The organism is Mycolicibacterium anyangense (assembly GCF_010731855.1).
Taxonomy (GTDB): Bacteria; Actinomycetota; Actinomycetes; order Mycobacteriales; family Mycobacteriaceae; genus Mycobacterium; species Mycobacterium anyangense.
In genome coordinates this window covers 26054-47812 of record NZ_AP022620.1, presented here as the reverse complement: position 1 = coordinate 47812, position 21759 = coordinate 26054, and the positions used below count along the sequence as shown (strand labels likewise).

Genomic DNA, 21759 nt, shown 5'->3' with positions numbered 1-21759 from the left:
CTCTCCATCACAGGGCACCCCATCACAAGGCGACACCGTGCACCAGGATCGCCGTCGTCTGGTCCACCCAGTCGTCATCGAGTTCGCCCTCGGGCACCAGCAGTAACCGCATCATCGTCGCACCGCCGATGAGTTCGATGAGTCGGTCGGGCTCGACATCCGGGTGTACCTCCCGGCAGTGCACCGCCTCGACCAGCCGATCACGCACGAGTGCGAAGAGCCCGGTGAAGCGAGCCATCACCCGCGCGTTGAGCGCCGGGTCGGCTCCCATATCGGAGATCAACCCGGGCAGCGCCGCGCGCACCACCGGACTGGTGAACACATCGCGGGTGGCGGCCAGCATGGCCCGCACATCGCCAGGGACATCGCCGGCCGGGGCCGCCAGCGCGGTCGGCGCGGTGGGGAACGCGGCCTCGTGCACCAACTCGGCCTTGCTCGACCACCGCCGGTAGAGTGCAGTCTTAGTGGTGCCGGCCCGCTCGGCGACCGCAGCCAAAGTCAGATTGGCATAACCGATCTCGACGAGGAGCTCGGCCGTAGCACGCAAGATCGCGGCATCGATGCGAGGATCACGGGGACGCCCCGCGGCCCCGGCCTTGTCCACCGACGACGGATCAGCACTCATAACGCTACTCAGCGTATCGTAATCGCTCCGGATTGCGCCGACCAGCAGCACGAGCACCCGAACCCACTGGCCGAGACTTCACGCCGGTGACCCTTGTCTTCCGTCCAACGGTCTGCTTTCATAACGCTACTTCCAGTATCGAAATAGGGGTTGGAGGACAACGGTGACCAACCAACCGAACGTCGAGACCGACGTCGATCACCTACAGCGTTCCGGCCGAGACGTCAGCACGGTGCCCGCGCTGATCTCTGAATGGCTGTCCACTCAGCTGCCCGGCGGAGTCAAGCCGGAGGTGACCGTCGAAAGCGGTATCGACTCCAACGGCATGTCGTCGGAGACGATCATCCTGACCGGCCGCTGGGAACAGGACGGCAAGAAGGTTGAGGAGAAGTGGGTCGCCCGGGTGGCACCGACCACCGACGACGTCCCGGTGTTCATCACCTACCGGATGGACCACCAGTTCGACGTCATCCGCCTGGTCGAGGAATTGACCGACGTGCCGGTACCCAAGGTCCGCTTCATCGACACCAAGGGCGAGGTGCTCGGCAGCCCGTTCTTCCTGATGGACCACGTCTCGGGCATCGTCCCGCCCGACGTGATGCCCTACACGTTCGGCGGCAACTGGTTTGCCGACGCCACCCCCGAGCAGCAGCGCACCCTGCAGGATGCCACCATCGAGGTGCTGGCCAAGCTGCACTCAATTCCTCACGCGGAGAAGACCTTCGGATTCCTCACCGAGGCAGTGCCTGCGGGTGACACCCCACTGCGCCGCCAGTTGAACTGGCTGCAGGAGTGGTACCGGTTCGCCGTCCCCGACATCGGACGCTCGCCGCTGGTGGAGACGTCGCTGGCGTGGCTGGAGGAGAACTTCCCCACCGAGATCGCCGCAAAGGACACCGTGCTGGCCTGGGGCGACTCCCGGATCGGCAACGTGCTCTACGAGGACTTCCGCCCCGTCGCCGTGCTGGACTGGGAGATGGCCACGCTGGGTCCCCGCGAGCTGGACGTTGCCTGGATCATCTTTGCGCACAATGTTTTCCAAGAGCTGTCTGGCCTTGCCGGGATGCCCGGCCTGCCCGAGGTGATGCGCGAGCAGGACGTCCGCGCCACCTACCGGAAGCTCACCGGCGTCGAACTCGGCGACCTGACGTGGTTCTACGTCTACTCCGGGGTGATCTGGTGTTGCGTGTTCATGCGCACCGGGGCACGGCGGGTGCACTTCGGCGAGATCGAGAAGCCCGAGGACGTCGAGTCGATGTTCTACCACGCAAGCCTGCTGCGCCGTCTCATCGAGGCGGAGGGCAGGAGCGAAGCGACCCGGGAATCGAAGGAGAACTGACCATGCTCGGACCCATGGACGAATACCCGGTTCACCAAGTCCCGCAACCGATTGCGTGGCCGGGATCTTCAGACCGCAACTTCTACGATCGGTCCTACTTCAACGCCCACGACCGCAGCGGTGACATCTTCGTCATCACCGGCATCGGGTACTACCCCAACCTCGGGGTGAAGGACGCGTTCTTCCTGGTGCGCCGCGGTGACACCCAGACTGCCGTGCACCTGTCGGACGCTATCGACCAGGATCGGCTCAACCAGCACGTCCTCGGCTACCGCGTCGAGGTCATCGAAGGCCTGCAGAAGCTGCGGATCGTGCTCGATGAGACCGACGGGATTTCCGCCGACCTCACCTGGGAAGGCCTGTTCCCGGTGGTGCAGGAACAGCCGCACATCATGCGGCAGGGCAGCCGGGTCACGCTGGACGCTCAGCGCTTCGCCCAAGTCGGTTCCTGGGCAGGGCATATCACGATCGACGGCGAGGAGATCGAGGTCGATCCGTCGGTGTGGATCGGCAGCCGGGACCGCTCCTGGGGCATCCGCCCGATCGGTGAGCCCGAGCCCGCCGGCCGGCCGGCCGACCCGCCGTTCGAGGGCATGTGGTGGCTGTACGTCCCGATGGCCTTCGACGACTTCGGGATTGTCGTCATCATCCAGGAGGCACCCGACGGCTTCCGCTCGCTCAACGACTGCACGCGGATCTGGCGCGACGGCCGGGTGGAGCAACTGGGCTGGCCACGGGTGAAGATCCACTACCGTTCCGGCACCCGGATTCCGACCGGCGCCACCATCGAGGCCACCGACTCATCCGGCGCCCCACTGCGGTTCGAGGTGGAGTCCAAGCTGCCGGTGCCGATCCACGTCGGCGGCGGCTACGGCGGCGACTCGGACTGGATCCACGGCACCTGGAAGGGCGAGAAGTTCACCGAGCGGCTCACCTACGACATGAACGACCCGGCGATCATCGGCCGCTCCGGCTTCGGCGTGATCGATCACGTCGGGCGTGCGGTGTGCCACGACGGCGGCAAGTCCTCGGAGGGCTGGGGCCTGTTCGAGCACGGCGCATTGGGCCGCCATGACCCGTCGGGCTTCGCCGACTGGCTGGCCGTCGCCCCCTAGTCCGTTCAGTCAGACCTCACGCAGACATCTACTCGCACTTCTGCTGCGTGAGGTCTGACTCAACGCAAGGGCACTAGGTCAATTCGTCGACGATCGCGGCCACCGTGTCCAGGGCGATCGGGCCGGGCTGGTAGAGGCACACCGTGTCGGCTAGACCGTCCACCCGGCCGCGGATGTGCTCGGCGATCTCCTTCGGCGTGCCGCAGGCGGCGATCGTGTGCAGCATCTCGTCGGTGATCAGGCCGGCCATCTCCTGCCATTTGCCCTGTTTGGACATGGCGTTGAGCTCGGGCTGCAGGTCGCCCCACCCGTGGATATCGAGGACCGGACGGTACGCCGGGGTGGACCCGTAGAAGGACAGCAGCCGGCGGGTGGCATCGTGGTCCTCACCCGCCGACAGGATGATCTCGGGAACGATCGTGAAATCGGCCTCCGAGCGCCCCGCCGCGGCCAGCCCGTCGCGCACCGCGGGCATCGTGGATTCCCGCAGGAACTTCGCCGACCCGAACGGCATCACCAGCAGCCCGTCGGCTACTTCCGCAGTGGCCTTCGTCAGGCGTGGCCCCAGTGCTCCGACGTAGATCGGCGGTGGCCCAAAAGGATTCGGGCCGGGATTGAACATGGGCGTCATCAGGGTATGCCGGTAGAACTCGCCGCGGAAGTCGAGCCGTTCCCCGGTCTCCCAGGTGGTGAAGATGGCCCGCAACGCACGAACCAGTTCCGTCATCCGGGCAACCGGCTTGTCGAATGCCGCCCCGTAGCGCTTCTCGACTTGCGCTCGGATCTGAGTCCCGAGGCCTAGCGTGAAGCGGCCCTGGGAAAGCAGCTGATGGTCATAGGCCTGGTGAGCCAGCTGAATCGGATTGCGCGGGAAGGCGATTGCGACGTTGGTCATGATGTCGAGCCCGCCGACCCCGGCCGCCAGCGTCAGCGGGGCGAAGACGTCGTGCGGGCCTTCGAAGGTGAAGACGCCGCTGGCGCCGGCCTCTTTCAGCGCGCGGGCACGATCAACGGCATCAGTGGGCCCGAACAGGGCGGTGAGCACCTTCACAAGTCAATGACAGTAACCGAATTCACACCGAGGTCGACGATTCGTCCCACTCCACTCGGTGTTGTGCGCCGGTTTGGTGGTTTGGGCGAGACGAAGGCGGGACACTGGGAGGTATGGGTTACGACGTGGTGGTGATCGGTGCGGGGTTCGCCGGGCTGACGGCAGCGCGGGAGCTGGTACGCCAGGGCCTGGATGTGGTGGTTCTGGAGGGCCGCGACCGAGTCGGCGGACGCTCGAGCACCACCACCCTGGCCGGTGTGCCCGTCGATCTGGGCGGCACCTTCGTCGGCCCCACCCAGGACGCCGTGCTGAAGCTGGCCGCCGAACTCGGCTGCCCCACGACGCCGACGTACAACGCCGGCACCAATCTGATCCGCTGGCGCGGCCGGGTGCGCTCCTACCGGGGCACCATTCCGCGCCTGTCCATCCTGAGTCTGCTCGACATCGGCCGGATCCAGTGGCAGGTGCAGCGGCTGTCCCGCGGTATCGATATCAGCAGCCCCTGGACCGCGCCGAAGGCACAGCATCTGGACCGTATGTCGATGGGCGACTGGCTGCGATCGGTCGGCGCCAGCTCCTCCTCGCGGGACCTGATGGCCATCATGGCCCGGGTCACCTGGGGCGCCGAACCCGATGACGTGTCGATGCTGCACGCCGCGCGCTACATCAAGGCCGCCGGCGGTATCGACCGCATGCTCGACGTCGTCGGCGGCGCCCAGCAGGACCACTTCCACGACGGCACCCAGCAGATCGCCCGCAAGATGGCCGCCGAACTGGGTGACCGGGTCAGGGTGAACGCGGCCGTGTCGCGGATCGAGTGGTCGGCCGACGCCGTGGCCGTGACGTCGAGCGCCGGAGTGGTGGAGGCCCGCCGCGCCATCCTGGCCATCGCGCCCGCGCACCGGCTGGGTATCGACATCGCCCCGGCACTGCCGATCGAATACCAGCAGCTGTCCCAGAGCTGGCCGCAGGGCGCGTTGAGCAAGGCCTACGCCGTTTACTCCCGCCCATTCTGGCGCGCCGCCGGGCATTCCGGGCAGGCCCTGTCCGACGAGGGTCCGGTGTTCATCACCTTCGACGTCAGCCCTTCTGATGACGGGCCCGGTGTGCTGCTCGGCTTCGTCGACTCCCGCGGCTTCGATGCTCTCCCGCCCGAGCAGCGCCGCGACAAAGCCGTCCAGGGTTTCGCCGGGTTGTTCGGGGTGGACGCCGAGAATCCGATCGACTACCTCGACCACTGTTGGGGCGCAGAGACTTTCGCACCCGGCGGTCCCACCGCCGCGGTGCCGCCCGGCGCATGGACACAGTTCGGTCCGCTGCTGCGCACACCGGTGGGGCCGCTGCATTGGGCGGGCACCGAAACGGCCGACGAGTGGACCGGCTTCCTGGACGGCGCGGTGCGCTCCGGTCAGCGAGCCGCCGCCGAGGTCAGCGCCGCACTCAGGAGCTGATCCGACTGTCGGCCACCACCGACTTGACCAGCGCACGCAGGTGACCGTTGACGGTCTCGGGGTGCTCGAGGATCGCGCAGTGCCCGCCGGGCACCTCGACCAGATCGACCAGATTCGGTGCGGCTGCGGCGATCTTGCGGGCCTGGCACATGGGCAGCAGCCGGTCGTTGGTGGAGCCGATCACCAGGGTCGGCACCGTCAGTCCGGACAGGTCGATGTGGCGCGGTCCCATCTGCTCGACCAGCACCCGCGCCCATGCACCGCGACCCGACGGCGGCGTGGTGGCGAACAGCTCGTGGATGAACTCAGCGACCGCCGGATCGGCGTCGGCGCCGACCGCCATCAGCGTGACGAACCACCGACTGCCGGGCTGCGCACCACGCAACAGCGGCGCCCCGCCGAAGGCCTGGATCATCCGCTTGGCCGCCAGCGAGCGCCCGCCGGCGAACACCGTCGGCACCCGCAGCAGGTTGATCTCCTCGAGCAGGTCACCGGTGGTGGTGTTGATCAGGGCGACAGCATCGGCACGTTCGGTCACGCGCTCGCAGTGCCGTTCAGCCCAGGAACTGATCGCGATACCACCCATGGAGTGGCCGGCGATGACGGCCCGCTCCCCCGGCCGCAGCGTGGCGGCCAGGACGGCATCGAGGTCGCCGGCGAGGTGGTCGAGACTGTAGGCCGAGCGGTGCGGCAGCCCGCTGCGGCCGTGGCCGCGGTGGTCGTAGGCGATGACGCGGTGGTCCCGGGACAGGTCGTTGATCTGTTCGTGCCAGACCCGCAGCGCGCAGGTGATGCCGTGGGCCAAGACGATGGGATAACCGTCTTCGGGGCCGAAGACCTCGGTGTGCAGGCGGGTCCCGTCGGCGGCGCGGACGTTGACGGTCCGCCCGGGCGGCAGCTGAGGGCCACGAACGGTGGCCACTGGTGACGCTGGCATGGTGACTCCTCGCCTGGTGCAGCAACGTTGCCGCACCGGATCCACAGACTAACCGCACCGCGTGCCGGGCAATGCCAGACTCGACCGCGTCGTTACCGCACCGTGCCCCGTCCCTAGGATGGCCAGGTGCCCGACCACGCGTTTCCCACTGAGCAGCGGCGGGCGGTCTACCGGGTGATCGCCGAGCGCAGGGACATGCGCCGCTTCACCCCCGGGTCGACGGTGCCCGAAGAGGTCCTGGCCCGTTTGCTGGCCGCCGCGCACGCCGCCCCGAGCGTCGGCCTGATGCAGCCGTGGCGGTTCATCCGGGTCACCGATGACGGGTTGCGCCGGCGCATCCACGCCCTGGTCGACGCCGAACGCCGGTTGACGGCGACCGCACTGGGCCAGCGGGCCGACGAGTTCCTGGCATTGAAGGTCGAGGGCATCCTGGACTGTGCCGAGCTGCTGGTGGTGGCCCTCGGCGACGGACGCGAGGCGCATGTCTTCGGTCGGCGCACCATGCCGCATATGGACCTGGCCTCGGTGTCGTGCGCCATCCAGAACCTGTGGCTGGCGGCCCGAGCCGAGGGGCTCGGGATGGGCTGGGTGTCGCTGTTCGACCCCCGCGGTCTGGCCGAGTTGCTGGCTATGCCCGAGGGCGCCGACCCTGTCGCGGTCCTGTGTCTGGGACCGGTGCCGGACTTCCCCGACCGGCCTGCCTTGGAACTAGACAAGTGGGCATTCGGACGGCCGCTGGCCGAGTTCGTCAGCGAAAACAGTTGGGATACCGCGACCTCACTGCACGACTGAGAACCGCTCGGCGTGGATCTGCTCGCCCAGATCGGGCACGCTGGTGCTCACAATGTCCTCTCCGTCGTCCTCTCCGTCTTCCGTCCTCCTCTCCGACCCGAGTGAACTGGCCGGGCTCCGCGCGGCCGGCGCCGACCCCGACCGGCTGTTCGGCTCCTTCGCCGCGTGGGCACAACAGCGCGGCACCGCGCTGTACCCCGCCCAGGAGGAGGCCCTGATCGAGTTGGTCAGCGGCGCCAACGTCGTACTGGCAACGCCGACCGGGTCGGGCAAGTCGCTGGTGGCCACCGGGGCGCTGTACGCGGCGTTGGCTCGATCTTCCGAGCAACAAGGCCGCAGCTTTTACACCGCACCGATCAAGGCACTGGTCAACGAGAAGTTCTTCGCTCTGTGCGAGGTGTTCGGGGCGGCCAATGTCGGCATGCTGACTGGCGATGCCGCGGTCAACGCGGACGCGCCGATCATCACGTGTACCGCCGAGGTGCTGGCCAACATCGCCCTGCGGGAAGGTGCCGATGCCGAGATCGGCCTGGTGGTCATGGACGAGTTCCATTTTTACGGCGACCCGGACCGCGGCTGGGCGTGGCAGGTGCCGCTGCTGGAGCTGCCCAGAGCACAGTTCCTGCTGATGTCGGCGACGCTGGGCGATGTCACCTTCCTGCGCGAGGACCTCACCCGGCGCACTGGCCGTCCCACCGCACTGGTCGCCAATGCGCAGCGGCCGGTCCCGCTGTTCTATTCGTATGCGACCACGCCGATGCAGGAGACCATCGGCGACCTGCTCGACACCAAGCGAGCGCCCGTCTATGTCGTGCACTTCACCCAGGCCTCCGCGCTGGAGCGGGCGCAGGCGCTGATGAGTGTCAACGTCTGCAGCAAGGAGGAGAAGGCCGCGATCGCCGATCTCATCGGGGCGTTCCGCTTCTCCTCGGCGTTCGGAACCACGCTGTCGCGGTTGGTTCGGCACGGCATCGGTGTGCACCATGCCGGCATGCTGCCCAAGTACCGGCGGCTGGTCGAACAGCTCGCCCAGGCCGGTCTGCTCAAGGTCATCTGCGGCACCGACACCCTGGGCGTCGGGATCAACGTGCCGATCCGCACGGTGGTGTTCTCCGCGCTGTCGAAGTACGACGGCACCCGCACCCGGTTGCTCAGTGCACGTGAATTCCACCAGATCGCCGGGCGGGCCGGGCGGGCCGGCTACGACACCGCCGGCACCGTCGTGGTTCAGGCACCCGACCACGAGGTGGAGAACCTCAAGCAGTTCGCCAAGGTTGCCGACGACCCGAAGAAGCGCCGAAAACTGTTGCGCCGCAAGGCCCCCGAGGGCATGGTGCCGTGGAGCGAGGCCACCATGACCCGGCTCGTCGACGCGGTCCCCGAACCGCTGACCTCCAACATGCGGGTGTCGACCGCAATGATCCTCGATGTCGTGGACCGCCCCGGCGACCCGTTCGTGGCGATGCGCAGGCTGCTCACCGACAATCACGAACCGCGCAAACGCCAGCTCGCCCACATCCGCGAGGCGGTCGGCATCGCCCGGTCACTGCTGCAGGCCGGAATCCTCGAACGCCTCGCCGTGCCCGACCCCGATGGTCGCCGCTACCGGCTCACCGTCGACCTGCCACCGGATTTCGCCCTCAACCAGCCGCTGTCGACGTTCGCGCTGGCGGCGATGGAGGTACTCGACCCGGCATCGGAAAGCTATGCGCTCGAGGTTGTTTCGGTGATCGAGGCGACGCTGGAAGACCCCCGCCAGATCCTGGCCGCGCAGCTGAACAAGGCCAGGGGTGAAGCCGTCGCCGCGATGAAGGCCGAGGGAATCGAGTACGAGGAGCGTATTGAGCTCCTCGACGACGTGACCTATCCCAAGCCGCTCGACGAGCTGCTGCGCCACACCTTCGAGGTGTATCTGCGCAGCAATCCCTGGGCTGCCGACGGCCGGCTGTCGCCGAAGTCGGTGGTGCGCGAAATGTGGGAGCGGGCCTTCACCTTTCGCGAGTTCGTCAGTGTCTACGGATTGACCCGCTCCGAGGGTGCGGTGCTGCGCTATCTTTCCGACGCTTTCAAGGCCTTGCGGTCGGGGGTGCCGGCAGCCGCGCGCACCGAGGAACTCACCGACATCGTGGAATGGCTCGGCGAGCTGGTGCGCCAAGTCGACTCCAGCCTGCTCGACGAGTGGGAGCAACTCACCAACCCGGACCAGCCCGACGCCGTCGCAGTCTCGGTGCCGAGCCGTCCCCGCCCGCTGACCGGCAACCAGCGGGCCTTCACCGCCATGGTGCGCAACGCCCTGTTCCGGCGCGTCGAGCTGTTCGCCCGGCGCCGTTCGTCTGAACTCGGCGCGCTGGACTCCGGATCGGGGTGGACCGCGCAGCGCTGGGACGATGTCATCGACGACTACTTCGACGAGTACGACGATGTCGGCACCGGAGCCGACGCCCGCGGTCCCGCCATGCTGATCTTCGACCGCAGGCCCGACGTATGGCGGGTGCGCCAGATCCTGGACGACCCGGCCGGCGACCATGACTGGGCCTTCGAGGCCGAGGTGGACCTGGCGGCCTCCGACGAGGAGGGAACCGCCGTCATCCGGCTCCTCGACGCTGGTCGGCTGGATTAGCGGGGCCCGCAGCACACCGGTGCGATTGGCTGTTTGGCATCCGCGGCCAATACCATCAGCACCGTCATGACAGATCACGACACCGAAGTACGGACCGCCCCCACCGGCAAGGCCGCCGACCGCCTGGCCGCCGAAGCCGGTCGTCGCCGAACCTTTGCGGTCATCAGCCACCCCGACGCCGGCAAGTCCACCCTGACCGAGGCCCTGGTGCTGCACGCCCGGGTGATCACCGAGGCGGGCGCCATCCACGGCAAGGCCGGCCGTCGCGCCACCGTGTCGGACTGGATGGAGATGGAACAGGCCCGCGGTATCTCCATCACCTCCACCGCACTGCAGTTCCCGTACACCTCACCGGACGGTCAGGACTGCGTGATCAACCTGCTCGACACCCCCGGGCACGCCGACTTCTCCGAGGACACCTACCGGGTGCTGTCGGCGGTCGACTGCGCGGTGATGCTGATCGACGCCGCCAAGGGTCTGGAACCGCAAACCCTCAAGCTCTTCCAGGTGTGCCGTCACCGCGGCATCCCGATCCTGACCGTGATCAACAAATGGGACCGACCGGGCCGTCACGCGCTGGAACTGCTCGACGAGATCGCCGAGCGCATCGGCCTCAAACCGACGCCGCTGACCTGGCCGGTGGGTATCGCCGGCGACTTCAAGGGCGTGCTGGATCGCCGCACCGGCAACTTCATCCGCTTCACCCGCACCGCGGGCGGGGCCACCGCGGCCCCCGAGGAGCACATCACGCCGGACCGGGCCGAGGAGGCCGCCGGGGTCGACTGGATCAACGCGGTCGAGGAATGCGAACTGCTCTCCGCCGACGGCGGCGATCACGACCAGGAGTCGTTCCTGCGGGGCGAGACCACGCCGGTGCTGTTCACCTCGGCGGCATTGAACTTCGGCGTCAACCAGCTGCTGGACAATCTGGTCCGGCTGGCGCCGCCGCCGGGCGCCCAACGCGACGCCGACGGCAACGTTCGTCCGGTCGAATCCCCGTTCAGCGCTTTCGTGTTCAAGGTGCAGGCCGGGATGGACTCCGCGCACCGCGACCGCATCGCCTACGCCCGGGTGTGTTCCGGCTCGTTCGAACGTGGTGACGTGCTGACCCACGCGGCCACCGGCAAGCCGTTCGTCACCAAGTACGCCCAGTCGGTGTTCGGTCAGCAGCGCTCCACCCTGGACAGCGCCTGGCCCGGTGACGTCATCGGACTTGCCAACGCGGCGGCGCTGCGCCCGGGCGACACGCTGTTTCGCGATGTGCCCGTTCACTTTCCGCCGATCCCCAGCTTCTCCCCCGAGCACTTCGCGGTGGCCCGCGGCACCGACCCCAGCAAGCACAAGCAGTTCCGCAAGGGCATCGAGCAACTCGACCAAGAGGGCGTGGTGCAGGTGCTGCGCTCGGACCGCCGCGGCGATCAGGCGCCCGTGCTCGCGGCCGTCGGCCCGATGCAGTTCGAGGTCGCCAGCCACCGGATGGCCACCGAGTTCAGCGCACCCATCACGCTGGAGTTCCTGCCCTACACGGTGGCCCGCGCCTGCGCCCCCGAGGACGCCGAGTTCCTGCAGAAGCAGGTCTCCATGGAGGTCCTCACCCGCACCGACGGCGTCATGCTGGCGCTGTTCACCACGAAGTGGCGGCTGCAGGGCTTTCAGGAGGACAACCCGAGCGTCACGCTGCGCTCGCTGGTGGCCGCGGGCGACAACTAAGGCACTGAGCACTCAGCGCTCAGCCGACCGACGCGCAGCCCACGTACGGGATGCAGCCGGTGGCGCCGCCCGGGCCAGCCGAGCCGCTGGGGCCACCGGGGATAGCGCCGCTGGCCCCGCCCGGGCCTGCCGATCCGCCGGGCCCGCCGGGAATGACTCCCGAGGCACCACCTGAGCCGGCCTCACCGGCGGGACCACCGGGGATCGCACCCGAGGCGCCACCGGGGCCGGCGGTAGCCGTCGGGCAGGCGGTGCCGTCGGGGTTCACGCAGGCGGGCTCGGCCGACGCCAGCGGCGCGGCGGCGATGGCCGCTGCTGCGGCACCGGCGAGGACAACGGACGTCAGGGACATCTTCTTCATTGCCATGTTCATTGCCATGACAACCGCTTACCCGCATCGCCGCGATTTTCAACCATGACGTGACGCCTGCGGACAACAATTGACGGCCGCGTCTATTCTAGGGCTGGTCCAACCAGAATGAGTGGGACAGGAAGGTCGGGGGGAAATGGCCTCACGAGTGCGTGCTGTGCTCAGCGTCATCCTGCTGCTGGGGGTCATCGCCGGCTTACCAGCGTTGGCGGCACCAGCGGGAGCCGAGTCGCGCACCGTCACGCTGGCCACCCATGATCTGGACCCGTTCGTCACCACCCATGACGGCGTGAAGACCGGCTTCACCATCGACCTGTGGGAGGAGATCACCAAGCGGCTCGGCTGGAGCACCACGTTTCTGGATGCCAACGGTGTGAATGGCGTGCTGGATGCGGTCAAGACCGGCGCCGCCGACGCCGGCGCCAGCGCTGTCTCGATCACGGCCGACCGGGTGCAGACCTTCGACTTCTCCCAGCCGACGCTCAATGCCGGGTTGCAGATCCTCACCAAGGCAGGCGCCACGCAGAAGTCGACGCCCGGACTGATGGACTTCCTCAAGCTCCTGTTCTCCTGGTCGATGCTGGGCTGGCTGGGCGCGGCCTTCATCATCACGGTGATCCCGGCCCACATCACCTGGCTGGTGGAACGCCGGCACACCGACTCGATGGTGTCCAAGTCCTACTTTCCCGGCGTATTGCAGGCGTTCGGGTGGGGCCTGGGAACCCTTGCCGCCCAACCCGATGACGCCCCGCGACATTGGCTGGCCCGCTGCATGGGGTTGCTGTGGGCGTTCGTCAGCATCATCTTCGTCGCCTACTACACCGCGACCCTGACGGCGAATCTGACCGTCGAGCGTTTCGATGCCCAAATCTCCTCGCCCACCGATCTTTTCGGTAAGTCGGTGTGCACGGTCGCGAATACCACCTCCACGCACTTCCTCAGCGATCTGGGGATCAGTTTCACCGGCGCCCGCACTATCGAGGACTGCTACGCCGGCCTGAAGAAGGGCGATTTCGACGCCACGGTGTTCGACGCACCGGTACTGCAGTACTACGCGCGCCACGGCGGCTCGGGTGCCGTCGAGATCGCCGGGCCGATCTTTAAGAACGAGGACTACGGCATCGTCTTCCGCCCCGGCAGCCCGCTACGTCAGCAGGTCGACGAAGCATTGCTCTCGATGCGTGAGGACGGCACCTACGACATGATCAAAGCCAAGTGGTTCGGCAGCGAGGAGGGCAAAGCCGGCGGCTGACATTATTAGGGTAACCTACCCTAAATGAGCAGTTCGCTGGCCGTCGTCGCCGAGACCCTCGAGGTGACTCCGCGAATCCGTCGCATCACGTTGGACGTTCTGGACCCGGCTGCGCTGGCCGTTGCGCCCGGCGCCGACTCAGCAGTGGCGGTGTACTTCGACGCCACCGCACCGGAGGAGGGCCGCAACTACACCGTCCGCCGCCACGACAGGAATCGGGTCACGATCGACGTCGTCCTGCACGAGCGCGGCCCCGGAACCGCCTGGGCCCTCGCCGCGCGCCCCGGTGACCAGGTCGTCCTGGACCACGCCCGCTCCTGGTACCGCCGACCCGGCGGCTGCGATTGGCAGCTGTTGCTCGCCGACCTGTCGGGACTTCCGGCGCTCGCCCGCATCATCGGGGAGCTGCCCGGTGGCCTGCCGACCACCGCCATCGTGGACGTCGTCGACGACTCCGATCTGCGCTATCTGCCGCAGCACCCCGACGTGACCGTGCTCGCCAGCATCGGCGCCGGAAATGGTTGTGCACCAGGCTCCCTGGCAGAGCGGATGGCACAGGTCGACTCCCCCGGCACCGGATACTGCTGGTTCGCCGGGGAGGCCGCCGAATCACGGCAGATTCGAAAACACCTGCGCGCCCGCGGGTGGCGCATCGACCAGTACGACATCACCGGCTACTGGCGCCGGGACTCCGAGACCTGGGATGCCCGCTTCGCACTCGTCGAGAACGACGTCGTCGCGGTCTACGAACGCGCCCTCACGGCAGGCAAGAGCGAGAAGGTGGCCTTCGAGGAGTTCGACGACGCGCTCGAACGAGCGGGCCTCTGAACTCGTGGTCACCACTACCGTGGTCTCCGCACCGTCGGCGACCCACCGACACCGCATGGCCATGCTGTTCGCGGCCACCCTCGTTCTCGGGGTGATGTGTCTGGCGAGCCTGGCGATCGGCACCAACACCACCACGCTGCCGACGGTGTGGTCGGCGATCGTCGACTACCGCAACGTCGGCGACCAGTGGATCGTGCGCGAGCTGAGGATCCCCCGCACCGTGCTCGGTGTCCTGGTCGGTCTCGCGCTCGCCCTGTCGGGCAGCCTGATCCAGGCTGTTGGCCGAAATCCGTTGGCCGACAGCGAAATCCTCGGGATCAACTCCGGAGCAGCGCTTGCGGTCGTCGCCGCGATCGCCTTCCTGGGCGTCCACGGGATCTGGACCTACATCTGGTTCGCCTTCGCCGGTGCACTTGTGGCAATGACGGTGGTCGCCGCGATCAGCATGACCGGGCGGGCCATCACCACTCCGGTTCGGGTGCTGCTCGCCGGGGTCGCGGTCGGTGCGGTGATGGACGGCTTCGGGTACACCATCCGGCTGCGCAACCCGTCAGCCTTCGACAACATGCGCTTCTGGGACAGCGGAGCACTCGACGGACGACCGCTCGAGGTCGCTGCGGCCATCGCCCCGTTCATCGTCGTCGGCGCTGTGCTGTGCCTGACCGTCAGCAGGTCACTCAATGTGACCTCGCTCGGCGACGACCTCGCCCACAGCATGGGCACCAATGTCGGCCGCACCCAAGGGATCAGCCTGGTCGCGGTCACCCTGCTGGCGGGGGCCGCGACGGCCGGGGCCGGCCCCATCGGATTCGTGGGCTTGATGGTTCCGCACGCGGTACGCCGGTTCACCGGCCCGGACTGGCGCTGGATCCTGGCCTATTCGTGTGTCGCCGGACCAGTCCTGCTCTTGGCGGCCGACATCCTGGGACGCGTGCTCATCAGGCCAGCCGAACTGCCGGCCGGAATCGTGACCGCGTTCCTGGGCGCGCCCGTCCTGATCTGGCTGATCCGCAAGAACGGTACGAAAACCGGATGATCCCGGTCGATTTCGGACGCCGTCAGGCGGTTGTGCGCAGCGGGCGCGCCTCGGTGCGGGTGTCCTGGCGCACCGTGGCAGCGGTCGGCACCATGCTCGCGGTGGCCGCGTTGGTCGCGGTGTGGGCGGTCGGCTCCGGCACGTACCCGGTGAGCCCGACGGAGGTGATGCGGGTGCTGCTGGGCACCAACACCTCCTTCGACCGCACCGTGGTGCTGCAGTGGCGGATGCCGCGGATGCTGATGGCGCTGCTGGCGGGTGCGGCACTCGGGATCTCGGGCGCCATCTTTCAAGCGTTGACCCAGAATTCGCTGGGCAGCCCGGACATCATCGGCATCAACACCGGGGCCTACACGGGGGCACTGGTGGCGCTGGCCGCGGCGGGCGGCGGGTATTACCGGGTGGCGGCAGGGGCGCTCGTCGGCGGCCTGGCCACGGCGGCCATCGTCTACGCGCTGTCCTACCGCAATGGCCTACTCGGGTACCGGCTCATCGTCGTCGGCATCGCCGTCGGCGCCGTGCTCAGTTCGGTCAACCAGTGGATCGTCGTGCGATTGGACTTCCACACCGCCCTGACCGCCTCGGTATGGCAACAGGGCACGCTCAACGGGCTGGGCTGGACGCAGGTGCTGCCGATGGCCGCCTGCTTGGGGGTCGTGGTAGCCGTGCTGGCAACCATGGGGCCCGCGCTGTCGGTGCTGCAGATGGGCGACGCGGTGGCCGGCGGCCTCGGATTGCGCCCCGAACGTCTCCGGTTCGGCTATCTGGTCGGCGGGGTGGCACTGGTCGCGGTGGCCTGTGCGGCGGCCGGGCCGATCTCGTTCATCGCGCTGGCCGCCCCGCAGATCGCCCGTCGCTGCACCGCCGGCGCGGGGATCAGCCTGGCACCCGCGGCGGCGATGGGAGCGGTGCTGTTGTTGGTCAGCGATGTCGTGGCACAGCGCGTGCTCCCCGGCGGACAACTTCCCGTCGGCGCGGTCACCGCCACCCTCGGGGGTGGCTACCTGGTGTATCTGCTTGTCGCTCAGTCCAGAAAGGGGCCGCGATGACGGCGAGCCGACTATCCGCCGAACATCTCTCGATCGGCTACGGCGACCGACCGGTGATCACCGATCTGTCCGTGCAGATACTCGACGCCAGGATCACTGTGATCGTCGGACCCAACGCCTGCGGCAAGTCCACCCTGCTCCGCACCCTGGCCAGGCTGCTGCGCCCGTCGGCGGGCAAGGTGATCCTCGACGGTAGCGAGATCGGCACGCTACACACCAAGGAGGTGGCCCGGCGGATGGGTCTCCTGCCGCAGAGTGCCACCGCGCCCGAGGGCATCACCGTGGCCGATCTGGTCTCGCGCGGACGGTTCCCCCATCAACGGGTCATCCGGCAGTGGTCGCGCGACGACGAGGCCGCCGTGGCCGAGGCGATGCGGTGCACCGCCATCACCGGGTTGTCGGGACGACTGGTCGACGAGTTGTCCGGCGGTCAGCGCCAACGGGTCTGGGTGGCGATGGTGCTGGCACAGCAGACCCCGCTGCTACTGCTCGACGAGCCGACCACCTACCTGGACATCACCCATCAGGTGGAGTTGCTCGACCTCTTCACGATGCTCAACCGCGAGCATGGCCGGACCGTGGTGGCCGTGTTGCACGATCTGAACCATGCCTGCCGCTACGCCGACCACATCATCGCGATGAAGGACGGTCGTATTGTCGCCCAGGGCAATCCGCGCGAGGTCGTCGACGAGACGCTGGTCGAATCCGTCTACGGGTTACGGTGCCAGATCATCGACGACCCGCAGACCGGCACCCCGTTGATCGTTCCCCGCGCCGGCGCCCACCTCAGGGAGCGGCGGTGAGGTAGCCGCCACCCCGCCGGAAATAATCGAGCGCGCTGTGGTCGGTGCCGTCGTCGGTGCGGACGACGTCGAGCACCAGCCCCGGCGAGCCGCCGCGGTAGGCATCGGCACCGGCGACGATCACCATGCCACCGTCCTCGTCGACGAACACCCGGCCGGGCGTTCCGCCATAGGTGCACCGCGAGACGTGTGCGCGGATCAGCCGCAGCCGCTGACCGCGAAAGAAGGTGTAGGCGTTGGGATATGGGTCCGATAAAGCCCGAATCAATCGTTCGATGTCGCTGGCCGGCCAGGCCCAGTCGACCAGCCCGTCCTGCTCGGACCGTTTGTGGAAGAACGTCCGGTCGCCCAGATCCTGCGGCACCGGGGTCAGCGTCCCGTTCTCCAGACCGTCCAGTGCCTCCTCGAGCACCTCCGGCACCAGATCCAACGTGGCCAGCACCAGGTCGGTGCCGGTGCTGACCGGGGTGATCTCGACGGCGCGCTGCACCAGGATGTCACCGGTATCCAGGTCGTCGTCCATCAGATGAGCGGTCAGGCCGGTGTGCGAGGCACCACTGATCAGCGACCAGATCACCGGGGAGAAGCCGGTGAACCGCGGCAACAGCGAGTCGTGCAGATTCACCGTGCCGTACGACGGAATGCCGAACAACTCCTGGGGAATCCGGGTGCGCCAGTTGTTGGCCACCATCACATCGGGCGCCAACGCGGCGACCCGCTCGGTCAATTCGGGAGTCGGTCGCTTGGCCAGGAACACCTCGATCCCAGCCGCTCTGGCCAAGTCCTCCACCGAATCCGCCCAAATCGATTCGTAGGCATGATCACTTGTCGGATGCGTCACCACCAGACACACCTCGTGGCGGGACTTCAGCAACGCGGCAAGCGTGCGGTACCCCCATGTCTGATAGCCGAACATGACCACCCGCATCGACCGGACCTCCCTCACGAAAACGTAGCCAACTATGGTTAGCCTAACCTTGATAGCATGCCCAACGGACCGCTGGTGAGCTACCTGGACAGCGGCCCGGGCTGCAACATTCACGGGAGGAACGCCTTGTCCACCAATCCTTTTGACGACCCTGACGGTCGGTTCGTGGTGCTGGTCAACGACGAGGACCAGCATTCGCTGTGGCCGACGTTCGCCGCGGTCCCCACCGGCTGGACCGTGGTGTTCGGCGGACCGGAGGGAACCGACCGCGACGCCGCGCTGCGCTACGTCGACGAGAACTGGACCGACATGCGCCCACGAAGCCTGCGGTTGCAGATGGACGGCGCCGCCGACGCGGTCCAGCGAGCTTGACCGCCAACGCAGGTCACGCCGAAGACCTGAGCACCGCTCCCAGCGCGCCGTGGACCGGTGGTGCGGTATTGCGCCGCACCGTCAGCCGCAACCGGCGCTGGTTGATTCCCGGCTCCGGCCTGATCGGCCTGCATCAGATCTGCGAGCTGTCGGTTCCCGTCCTCATCGGAGTCATCGTCGACCGCGCCGTCAGCACCGGCAGCGTGCAGGCGATCCTCACCTGGGTTTCGGTGCTGGCCGCACTCTTCGTGGTGTTGACCCTGGTGTACCGCTACGGTGCCCGGCTGCTGATGTTCGCCATCGCCCGCGAGTCCCACCTGCTGCGGGTCGAGCTGAGCCGCAAGGTGTTACACCCGCTGGGCATCACCACGGACTTCCAGACCGGTGAACTGTTGTCGATCTCCTCCACCGATTCCGACGAGACCTCCTACGTGCTCGACTACGTGCCACGGGTCACCGGTGCCGTGGTCGCCACCATTACCTGTGGGGCGATCCTGCTCGGCATCGACGTACCGCTGGGACTGATGGTGCTCATCGGCGTACCGATGGTGGTAGCCGGTCTGCAGATCACCGCCCCGCTGATCGCCCGGCGAGTCGAGGATCAGCAGGCCGCGGTGGGCCGGGCCAGCGCCCTGGCCACCGACCTGATCAGCGGGCAGCGCCCGCTGCAGGGCATCGGTGCACAGCGCAACGCCGCCCAGCGTTACCGGGCCGCCAGCCGCCGGTCGCTGCAGGCCACCCTGCGGGCCGCCCGGATCCAGAGCCTGCACGAAGGAGCTGCCGCGGCCGCCGGCGCGGTGGCCGCGATGGCGGTGGCCGTGCTGGCGTCCTACTTCGCACTGCACGGCGCGGTGTCGGTGGGCGAACTCATCACAGTGATCGGGTTGGCTCAGTTTCTGATCGAGCCGTTCTCCCTGCTGGCCATCGTCCCCAGCTGGGTTGCCGAAGCGCGGGCGTCGGCCAACCGGGTGGCCACCGTCCTCAGCTCCCCCAGCCGGCATCGGCAACTCAGCGCCGCGCCCGCGGTCAAACGCGGGCCCTTGATCGTCGAGAATGCCACCCACCACGGGCTGGACGGGCTGCACCTGCGCATCGATCCCGGCGAGTTCGTCGCCGTGCTCGCCGCCGATCCGCGTGCCGCCGCCGCCCTCGTCGACGTGTTGTCCGGCCAGGTCCGCGCCGGCGGAGTCGTCCGCGTCGGCGGCCGCGGTCTCGGCGAGATCGCCCCCGGCGAGCGGCGGCACACCCTGCTGGTCGAGCACCATCACAGCGACTTGTTCAGCGGCACCGTGCAATCCAACCTGGACATCGCCAGCGCCGACGATCGCGCGGTGAGCGCGGCCCTTCAGGCATCCTGCGCCCAGGACGTTGTCGACCTGCATCCCGACGGCCTCGCTCATCCCGTGGTCGAACGTGGCGCCAGCCTGTCCGGAGGTCAGCGCCAGCGCATCGCGCTGGCCCGGGCGCTGGCAGCCGACCCCGAGGTGCTGGTGCTGCACGATCCCACCACGGCCGTCGACGCCGTCACCGAGCAGAACATCGCCGAGCGGGTACGCCGGCTGCGCGCGGACCGCACCACCATCGTATTCACCAGCAGCCCAGCCTTTCTCGCGGCCGCTGACCGGGTGATCGTGCTGTCCGACGGCCGGGTGCACGCCGAGGGCACGCACCGTGAACTGTTCGACACCGACCCCGGGTACCGACGGCGGGTGGCGCGATGACCCCCCGTCCCGTACTCCCGGTCGCCTCGACCGGGCGCACCCTGGCCTGGCTGCGCACCGACCTCACCCACCGGCCCGGCGCCACCGGCGCCGCCATCGGCGTCGGCCTGCTCGCCGCGGCCACTGCCACCGTCCCGGTGTATCTGCTGGGGACGCTGGTGGACCGGGTCCGCGAGGGCGGCACCGCAGGCAGTCTGGCCGGACTGGCCGCCGTGATCGCCACCGCCGCCCTGGCCGGCGGCCTGGGCACCGGACTTTCGGCCTATCTGATCGCCAGGCTGGGCGCCCACACCGTCGCGGACCTCCGTGAGCAGGTCATGCAGCGGGCGCTGGATCTGCCCGCCACGACGATCGAGGAGAGCGGCAGAGGGGACCTGCTCTCCCGCGTCGGCGCCGACGTCGCCACCGTCGCCAAGGCGGTGTCCCAGGTGCTGCCGACCATCCTCAACGCGCTCTTCCTCGGTGTGGTCACCCTGGTGGGCATGGCGAGCCTGGACTGGCGACTGGGACTGGCCGGCGCGCTGTGCATCCCGGCCTACGCCGCCGGATTGTGGTGGTATCTGCCCCGTTCCGGGCCGATCTACGCCGAGGAACGGGTGTCGATCGCGGCCCGCACACAGGTGACCGTCGAAGCCGTGCAAGGCATCAAGACCATCGATGCCTACGAGATACACGACCGGCATCTGGCCCAGATCGAGAACACCTCGGCGCACGCCCGCGATCTGTCGATCACCGTCTTCACCCTGTTCACCCGGCTCGTCGGCAGGGTCAATCGGGCCGAATTCATCGGCCTGACAGCAACATTGGTGGTCGGCTTCCTGCTAGCTCGATCGGGTGCGGTCAGCGTCGGGCAGGTGACCGCAGCCGCGCTGATGTTCCATCGGCTGTTCAACCCGATCGGGATGCTGATGTACAACTTCGACGAAGCGCAGGAGGCGGGCGCGAGCCTGGCCCGGCTGGTCGGGGTTGTCGACATCCCGCCCACTGTGCCCTCTCCCGCCGCGCAGGGAGCCCCCACGCCATCGGGTACCGATGTCGAGATCGACCGGGTCTCCTTCTCCTACGGCTCGGGCTCCGCGGTGCTGCGCGAGGTCTCCCTGCGCATCCCGGCCGGATCGCGGTGCGCGGTCGTCGGTGCCACCGGTGCCGGCAAGACCACCCTGGCGGCCCTGGTCGCCGGGCTGCTCAGCCCGACCCGCGGAAAGGTGCGGATCGGCGGAGTCGGGGTCGATGACATCGATGCAGACCAGCTGCGCCGCTGGGTCGCGACGATCACTCAGGAGGTGCACGTCTTCGCCGGGCCGCTGCTCGATGACCTGCGACTGGTCGCCCCGGACGCCGGTCGGGACCAGATCTGGGCGGCGCTGCGCCGGGTGGGGGCAGCCGACTGGGTGGCGGCTTTGCCCGAGGGTCTCGACACCGCGGTTGGCGAGAACGGCACCGAGTTGACCGCCGCGCAGGCACAGCACATCGCGATGGCCCGGCTGGTCCTGGCCGACCCAGCGGTGGTGGTCCTCGACGAGGCCACCGCCGAAGCGGGTAGCGCCCACGCCACCGAACTGGAGGCGGCGGCGGCGGCCGCCACCGCCGGACGCACCACGCTGATCGTGGCGCATCGGCTCACCCAGGCCGCCAGCGCCGACAGTATCGCCGTCATGGACCACGGCCGCATCGTCGAAACCGGCACCCATGACGAGCTCGTCGCATCCGGCGGACGTTACGCGCGGCTCTGGCGTGCGTGGGCCGCAACGCACTGAATC

The 21759-nt window shown here is 68.3% G+C and carries 19 protein-coding genes; 14 read left to right on the top strand and 5 right to left on the bottom strand.

Features of this window, described 5'->3' with window-relative positions; genetic code table 11:
- Positions 1 to 22 precede the first annotated feature (22 nt).
- On the bottom strand, positions 23 to 625 hold the full coding sequence (locus G6N35_RS00120) for a TetR/AcrR family transcriptional regulator (RefSeq protein WP_163802256.1): 603 nt from the start codon (positions 623 to 625) through the stop codon (positions 23 to 25).
- Between the two features lie 163 nt (positions 626 to 788).
- Between G6N35_RS00120 and G6N35_RS00115 the strand changes: the two genes are divergently transcribed.
- Positions 789 to 1964 (top strand): phosphotransferase family protein, encoded by a 1176-nt coding sequence (locus tag G6N35_RS00115; RefSeq protein ID WP_163802255.1) that lies wholly within the window; start codon positions 789 to 791, stop codon positions 1962 to 1964.
- Between the two features lie 2 nt (positions 1965 to 1966).
- A complete protein-coding gene (locus G6N35_RS00110) occupies positions 1967 to 3079 on the top strand; it encodes an Rv3169 family protein (protein WP_163802254.1) in 1113 nt (370 codons plus the stop codon).
- Positions 3080 to 3152: 73 nt separating this feature from the next.
- Here the strand turns inward: G6N35_RS00110 and G6N35_RS00105 are convergent, their stop codons facing one another.
- Positions 3153 to 4130 (bottom strand): TIGR03617 family F420-dependent LLM class oxidoreductase, encoded by a 978-nt coding sequence (locus G6N35_RS00105; protein WP_163802253.1) that lies wholly within the window; start codon positions 4128 to 4130, stop codon positions 3153 to 3155.
- Between the two features lie 113 nt (positions 4131 to 4243).
- On the opposite strand from G6N35_RS00105, the gene G6N35_RS00100 reads away from it, so the two are divergent.
- Positions 4244 to 5581, top strand: a complete 1338-nt coding sequence (locus tag G6N35_RS00100; RefSeq protein ID WP_163802252.1) for a flavin monoamine oxidase family protein — start codon at positions 4244 to 4246, stop codon at positions 5579 to 5581.
- Here the strand turns inward: G6N35_RS00100 and G6N35_RS00095 are convergent.
- Positions 5571 to 6518: an alpha/beta fold hydrolase gene (locus G6N35_RS00095; RefSeq protein ID WP_163802251.1), complete on the bottom strand. Its 948-nt coding sequence runs from the start codon at positions 6516 to 6518 to the stop codon at positions 5571 to 5573. The genes G6N35_RS00100 and G6N35_RS00095 overlap by 11 nt on opposite strands.
- A 126-nt stretch (positions 6519 to 6644) precedes the next feature.
- Here G6N35_RS00095 and bluB point away from each other — a divergent pair, with 126 nt between their 5' ends.
- The 3 genes from bluB to G6N35_RS00080 all read left to right on the top strand — a co-directional run bounded on the left by bluB (position 6645) and on the right by G6N35_RS00080 (position 11640).
- Complete coding sequence (gene bluB / locus G6N35_RS00090; protein ID WP_163802250.1) at positions 6645 to 7310, top strand: 5,6-dimethylbenzimidazole synthase; 666 nt, start codon at positions 6645 to 6647, stop codon at positions 7308 to 7310.
- Positions 7311 to 7362: 52 nt separating this feature from the next.
- Entirely contained in the window at positions 7363 to 9930 is a 2568-nt protein-coding gene (locus tag G6N35_RS00085) for a DEAD/DEAH box helicase (RefSeq protein WP_163802249.1), read from the top strand.
- Positions 9931 to 9996: 66 nt separating this feature from the next.
- Positions 9997 to 11640, top strand: a complete 1644-nt coding sequence (locus G6N35_RS00080) for a peptide chain release factor 3 (RefSeq protein ID WP_163802248.1) — start codon at positions 9997 to 9999, stop codon at positions 11638 to 11640.
- Positions 11641 to 11659: 19 nt separating this feature from the next.
- On the opposite strand, the gene G6N35_RS00075 is transcribed toward G6N35_RS00080, so the two are convergent.
- Positions 11660 to 12007: a hypothetical protein gene (locus tag G6N35_RS00075; protein WP_163807369.1), complete on the bottom strand. Its 348-nt coding sequence runs from the start codon at positions 12005 to 12007 to the stop codon at positions 11660 to 11662.
- 139 nt (positions 12008 to 12146) lie between these two features.
- Between G6N35_RS00075 and G6N35_RS00070 the strand changes: the two genes are divergently transcribed.
- Genes G6N35_RS00070 through G6N35_RS00050 form a run of 5 tightly spaced genes read left to right on the top strand, consistent with a single transcriptional unit; the run spans position 12147 to position 16978 of the window.
- Positions 12147 to 13262, top strand: coding sequence for a transporter substrate-binding domain-containing protein (locus tag G6N35_RS00070; protein WP_163802247.1), 1116 nt, complete (start codon positions 12147 to 12149; stop codon positions 13260 to 13262).
- A gap of 24 nt (positions 13263 to 13286) precedes the next feature.
- Positions 13287 to 14090: a siderophore-interacting protein gene (locus G6N35_RS00065; RefSeq protein ID WP_163802246.1), complete on the top strand. Its 804-nt coding sequence runs from the start codon at positions 13287 to 13289 to the stop codon at positions 14088 to 14090.
- A gap of 55 nt (positions 14091 to 14145) precedes the next feature.
- Complete coding sequence (locus G6N35_RS00060; RefSeq protein ID WP_163802245.1) at positions 14146 to 15126, top strand: FecCD family ABC transporter permease; 981 nt, start codon at positions 14146 to 14148, stop codon at positions 15124 to 15126.
- Positions 15123 to 16175, top strand: coding sequence for a FecCD family ABC transporter permease (locus tag G6N35_RS00055; RefSeq protein ID WP_163802244.1), 1053 nt, complete (start codon positions 15123 to 15125; stop codon positions 16173 to 16175). Before G6N35_RS00060 ends, G6N35_RS00055 begins: the two co-directional genes overlap by 4 nt.
- Positions 16172 to 16978 (top strand): ABC transporter ATP-binding protein, encoded by an 807-nt coding sequence (locus G6N35_RS00050; protein WP_163802243.1) that lies wholly within the window; start codon positions 16172 to 16174, stop codon positions 16976 to 16978. Before G6N35_RS00055 ends, G6N35_RS00050 begins: the two co-directional genes overlap by 4 nt.
- Here the strand turns inward: G6N35_RS00050 and G6N35_RS00045 are convergent.
- Positions 16962 to 17906, bottom strand: a complete 945-nt coding sequence (locus G6N35_RS00045; protein ID WP_163802242.1) for a methionyl-tRNA formyltransferase — start codon at positions 17904 to 17906, stop codon at positions 16962 to 16964. The two genes, G6N35_RS00050 and G6N35_RS00045, sit on opposite strands and share 17 nt — an antisense overlap.
- 126 nt (positions 17907 to 18032) lie before the next feature.
- Here G6N35_RS00045 and G6N35_RS00040 point away from each other — a divergent pair, with 126 nt between their 5' ends.
- The 3 genes from G6N35_RS00040 to G6N35_RS00030 are packed head-to-tail and all read left to right on the top strand — an operon-like array spanning position 18033 to position 21756.
- Positions 18033 to 18278 (top strand): MbtH family protein, encoded by a 246-nt coding sequence (locus G6N35_RS00040; RefSeq protein ID WP_163807368.1) that lies wholly within the window; start codon positions 18033 to 18035, stop codon positions 18276 to 18278.
- Positions 18275 to 19999 (top strand): ABC transporter ATP-binding protein, encoded by a 1725-nt coding sequence (locus G6N35_RS00035; RefSeq protein WP_246224144.1) that lies wholly within the window; start codon positions 18275 to 18277, stop codon positions 19997 to 19999. The genes G6N35_RS00040 and G6N35_RS00035 overlap by 4 nt, the downstream gene beginning before the upstream one ends.
- Positions 19996 to 21756, top strand: coding sequence for an ABC transporter ATP-binding protein (locus G6N35_RS00030; protein WP_163802241.1), 1761 nt, complete (start codon positions 19996 to 19998; stop codon positions 21754 to 21756). The genes G6N35_RS00035 and G6N35_RS00030 overlap by 4 nt, the downstream gene beginning before the upstream one ends.
- Positions 21757 to 21759 lie beyond the last annotated feature (3 nt).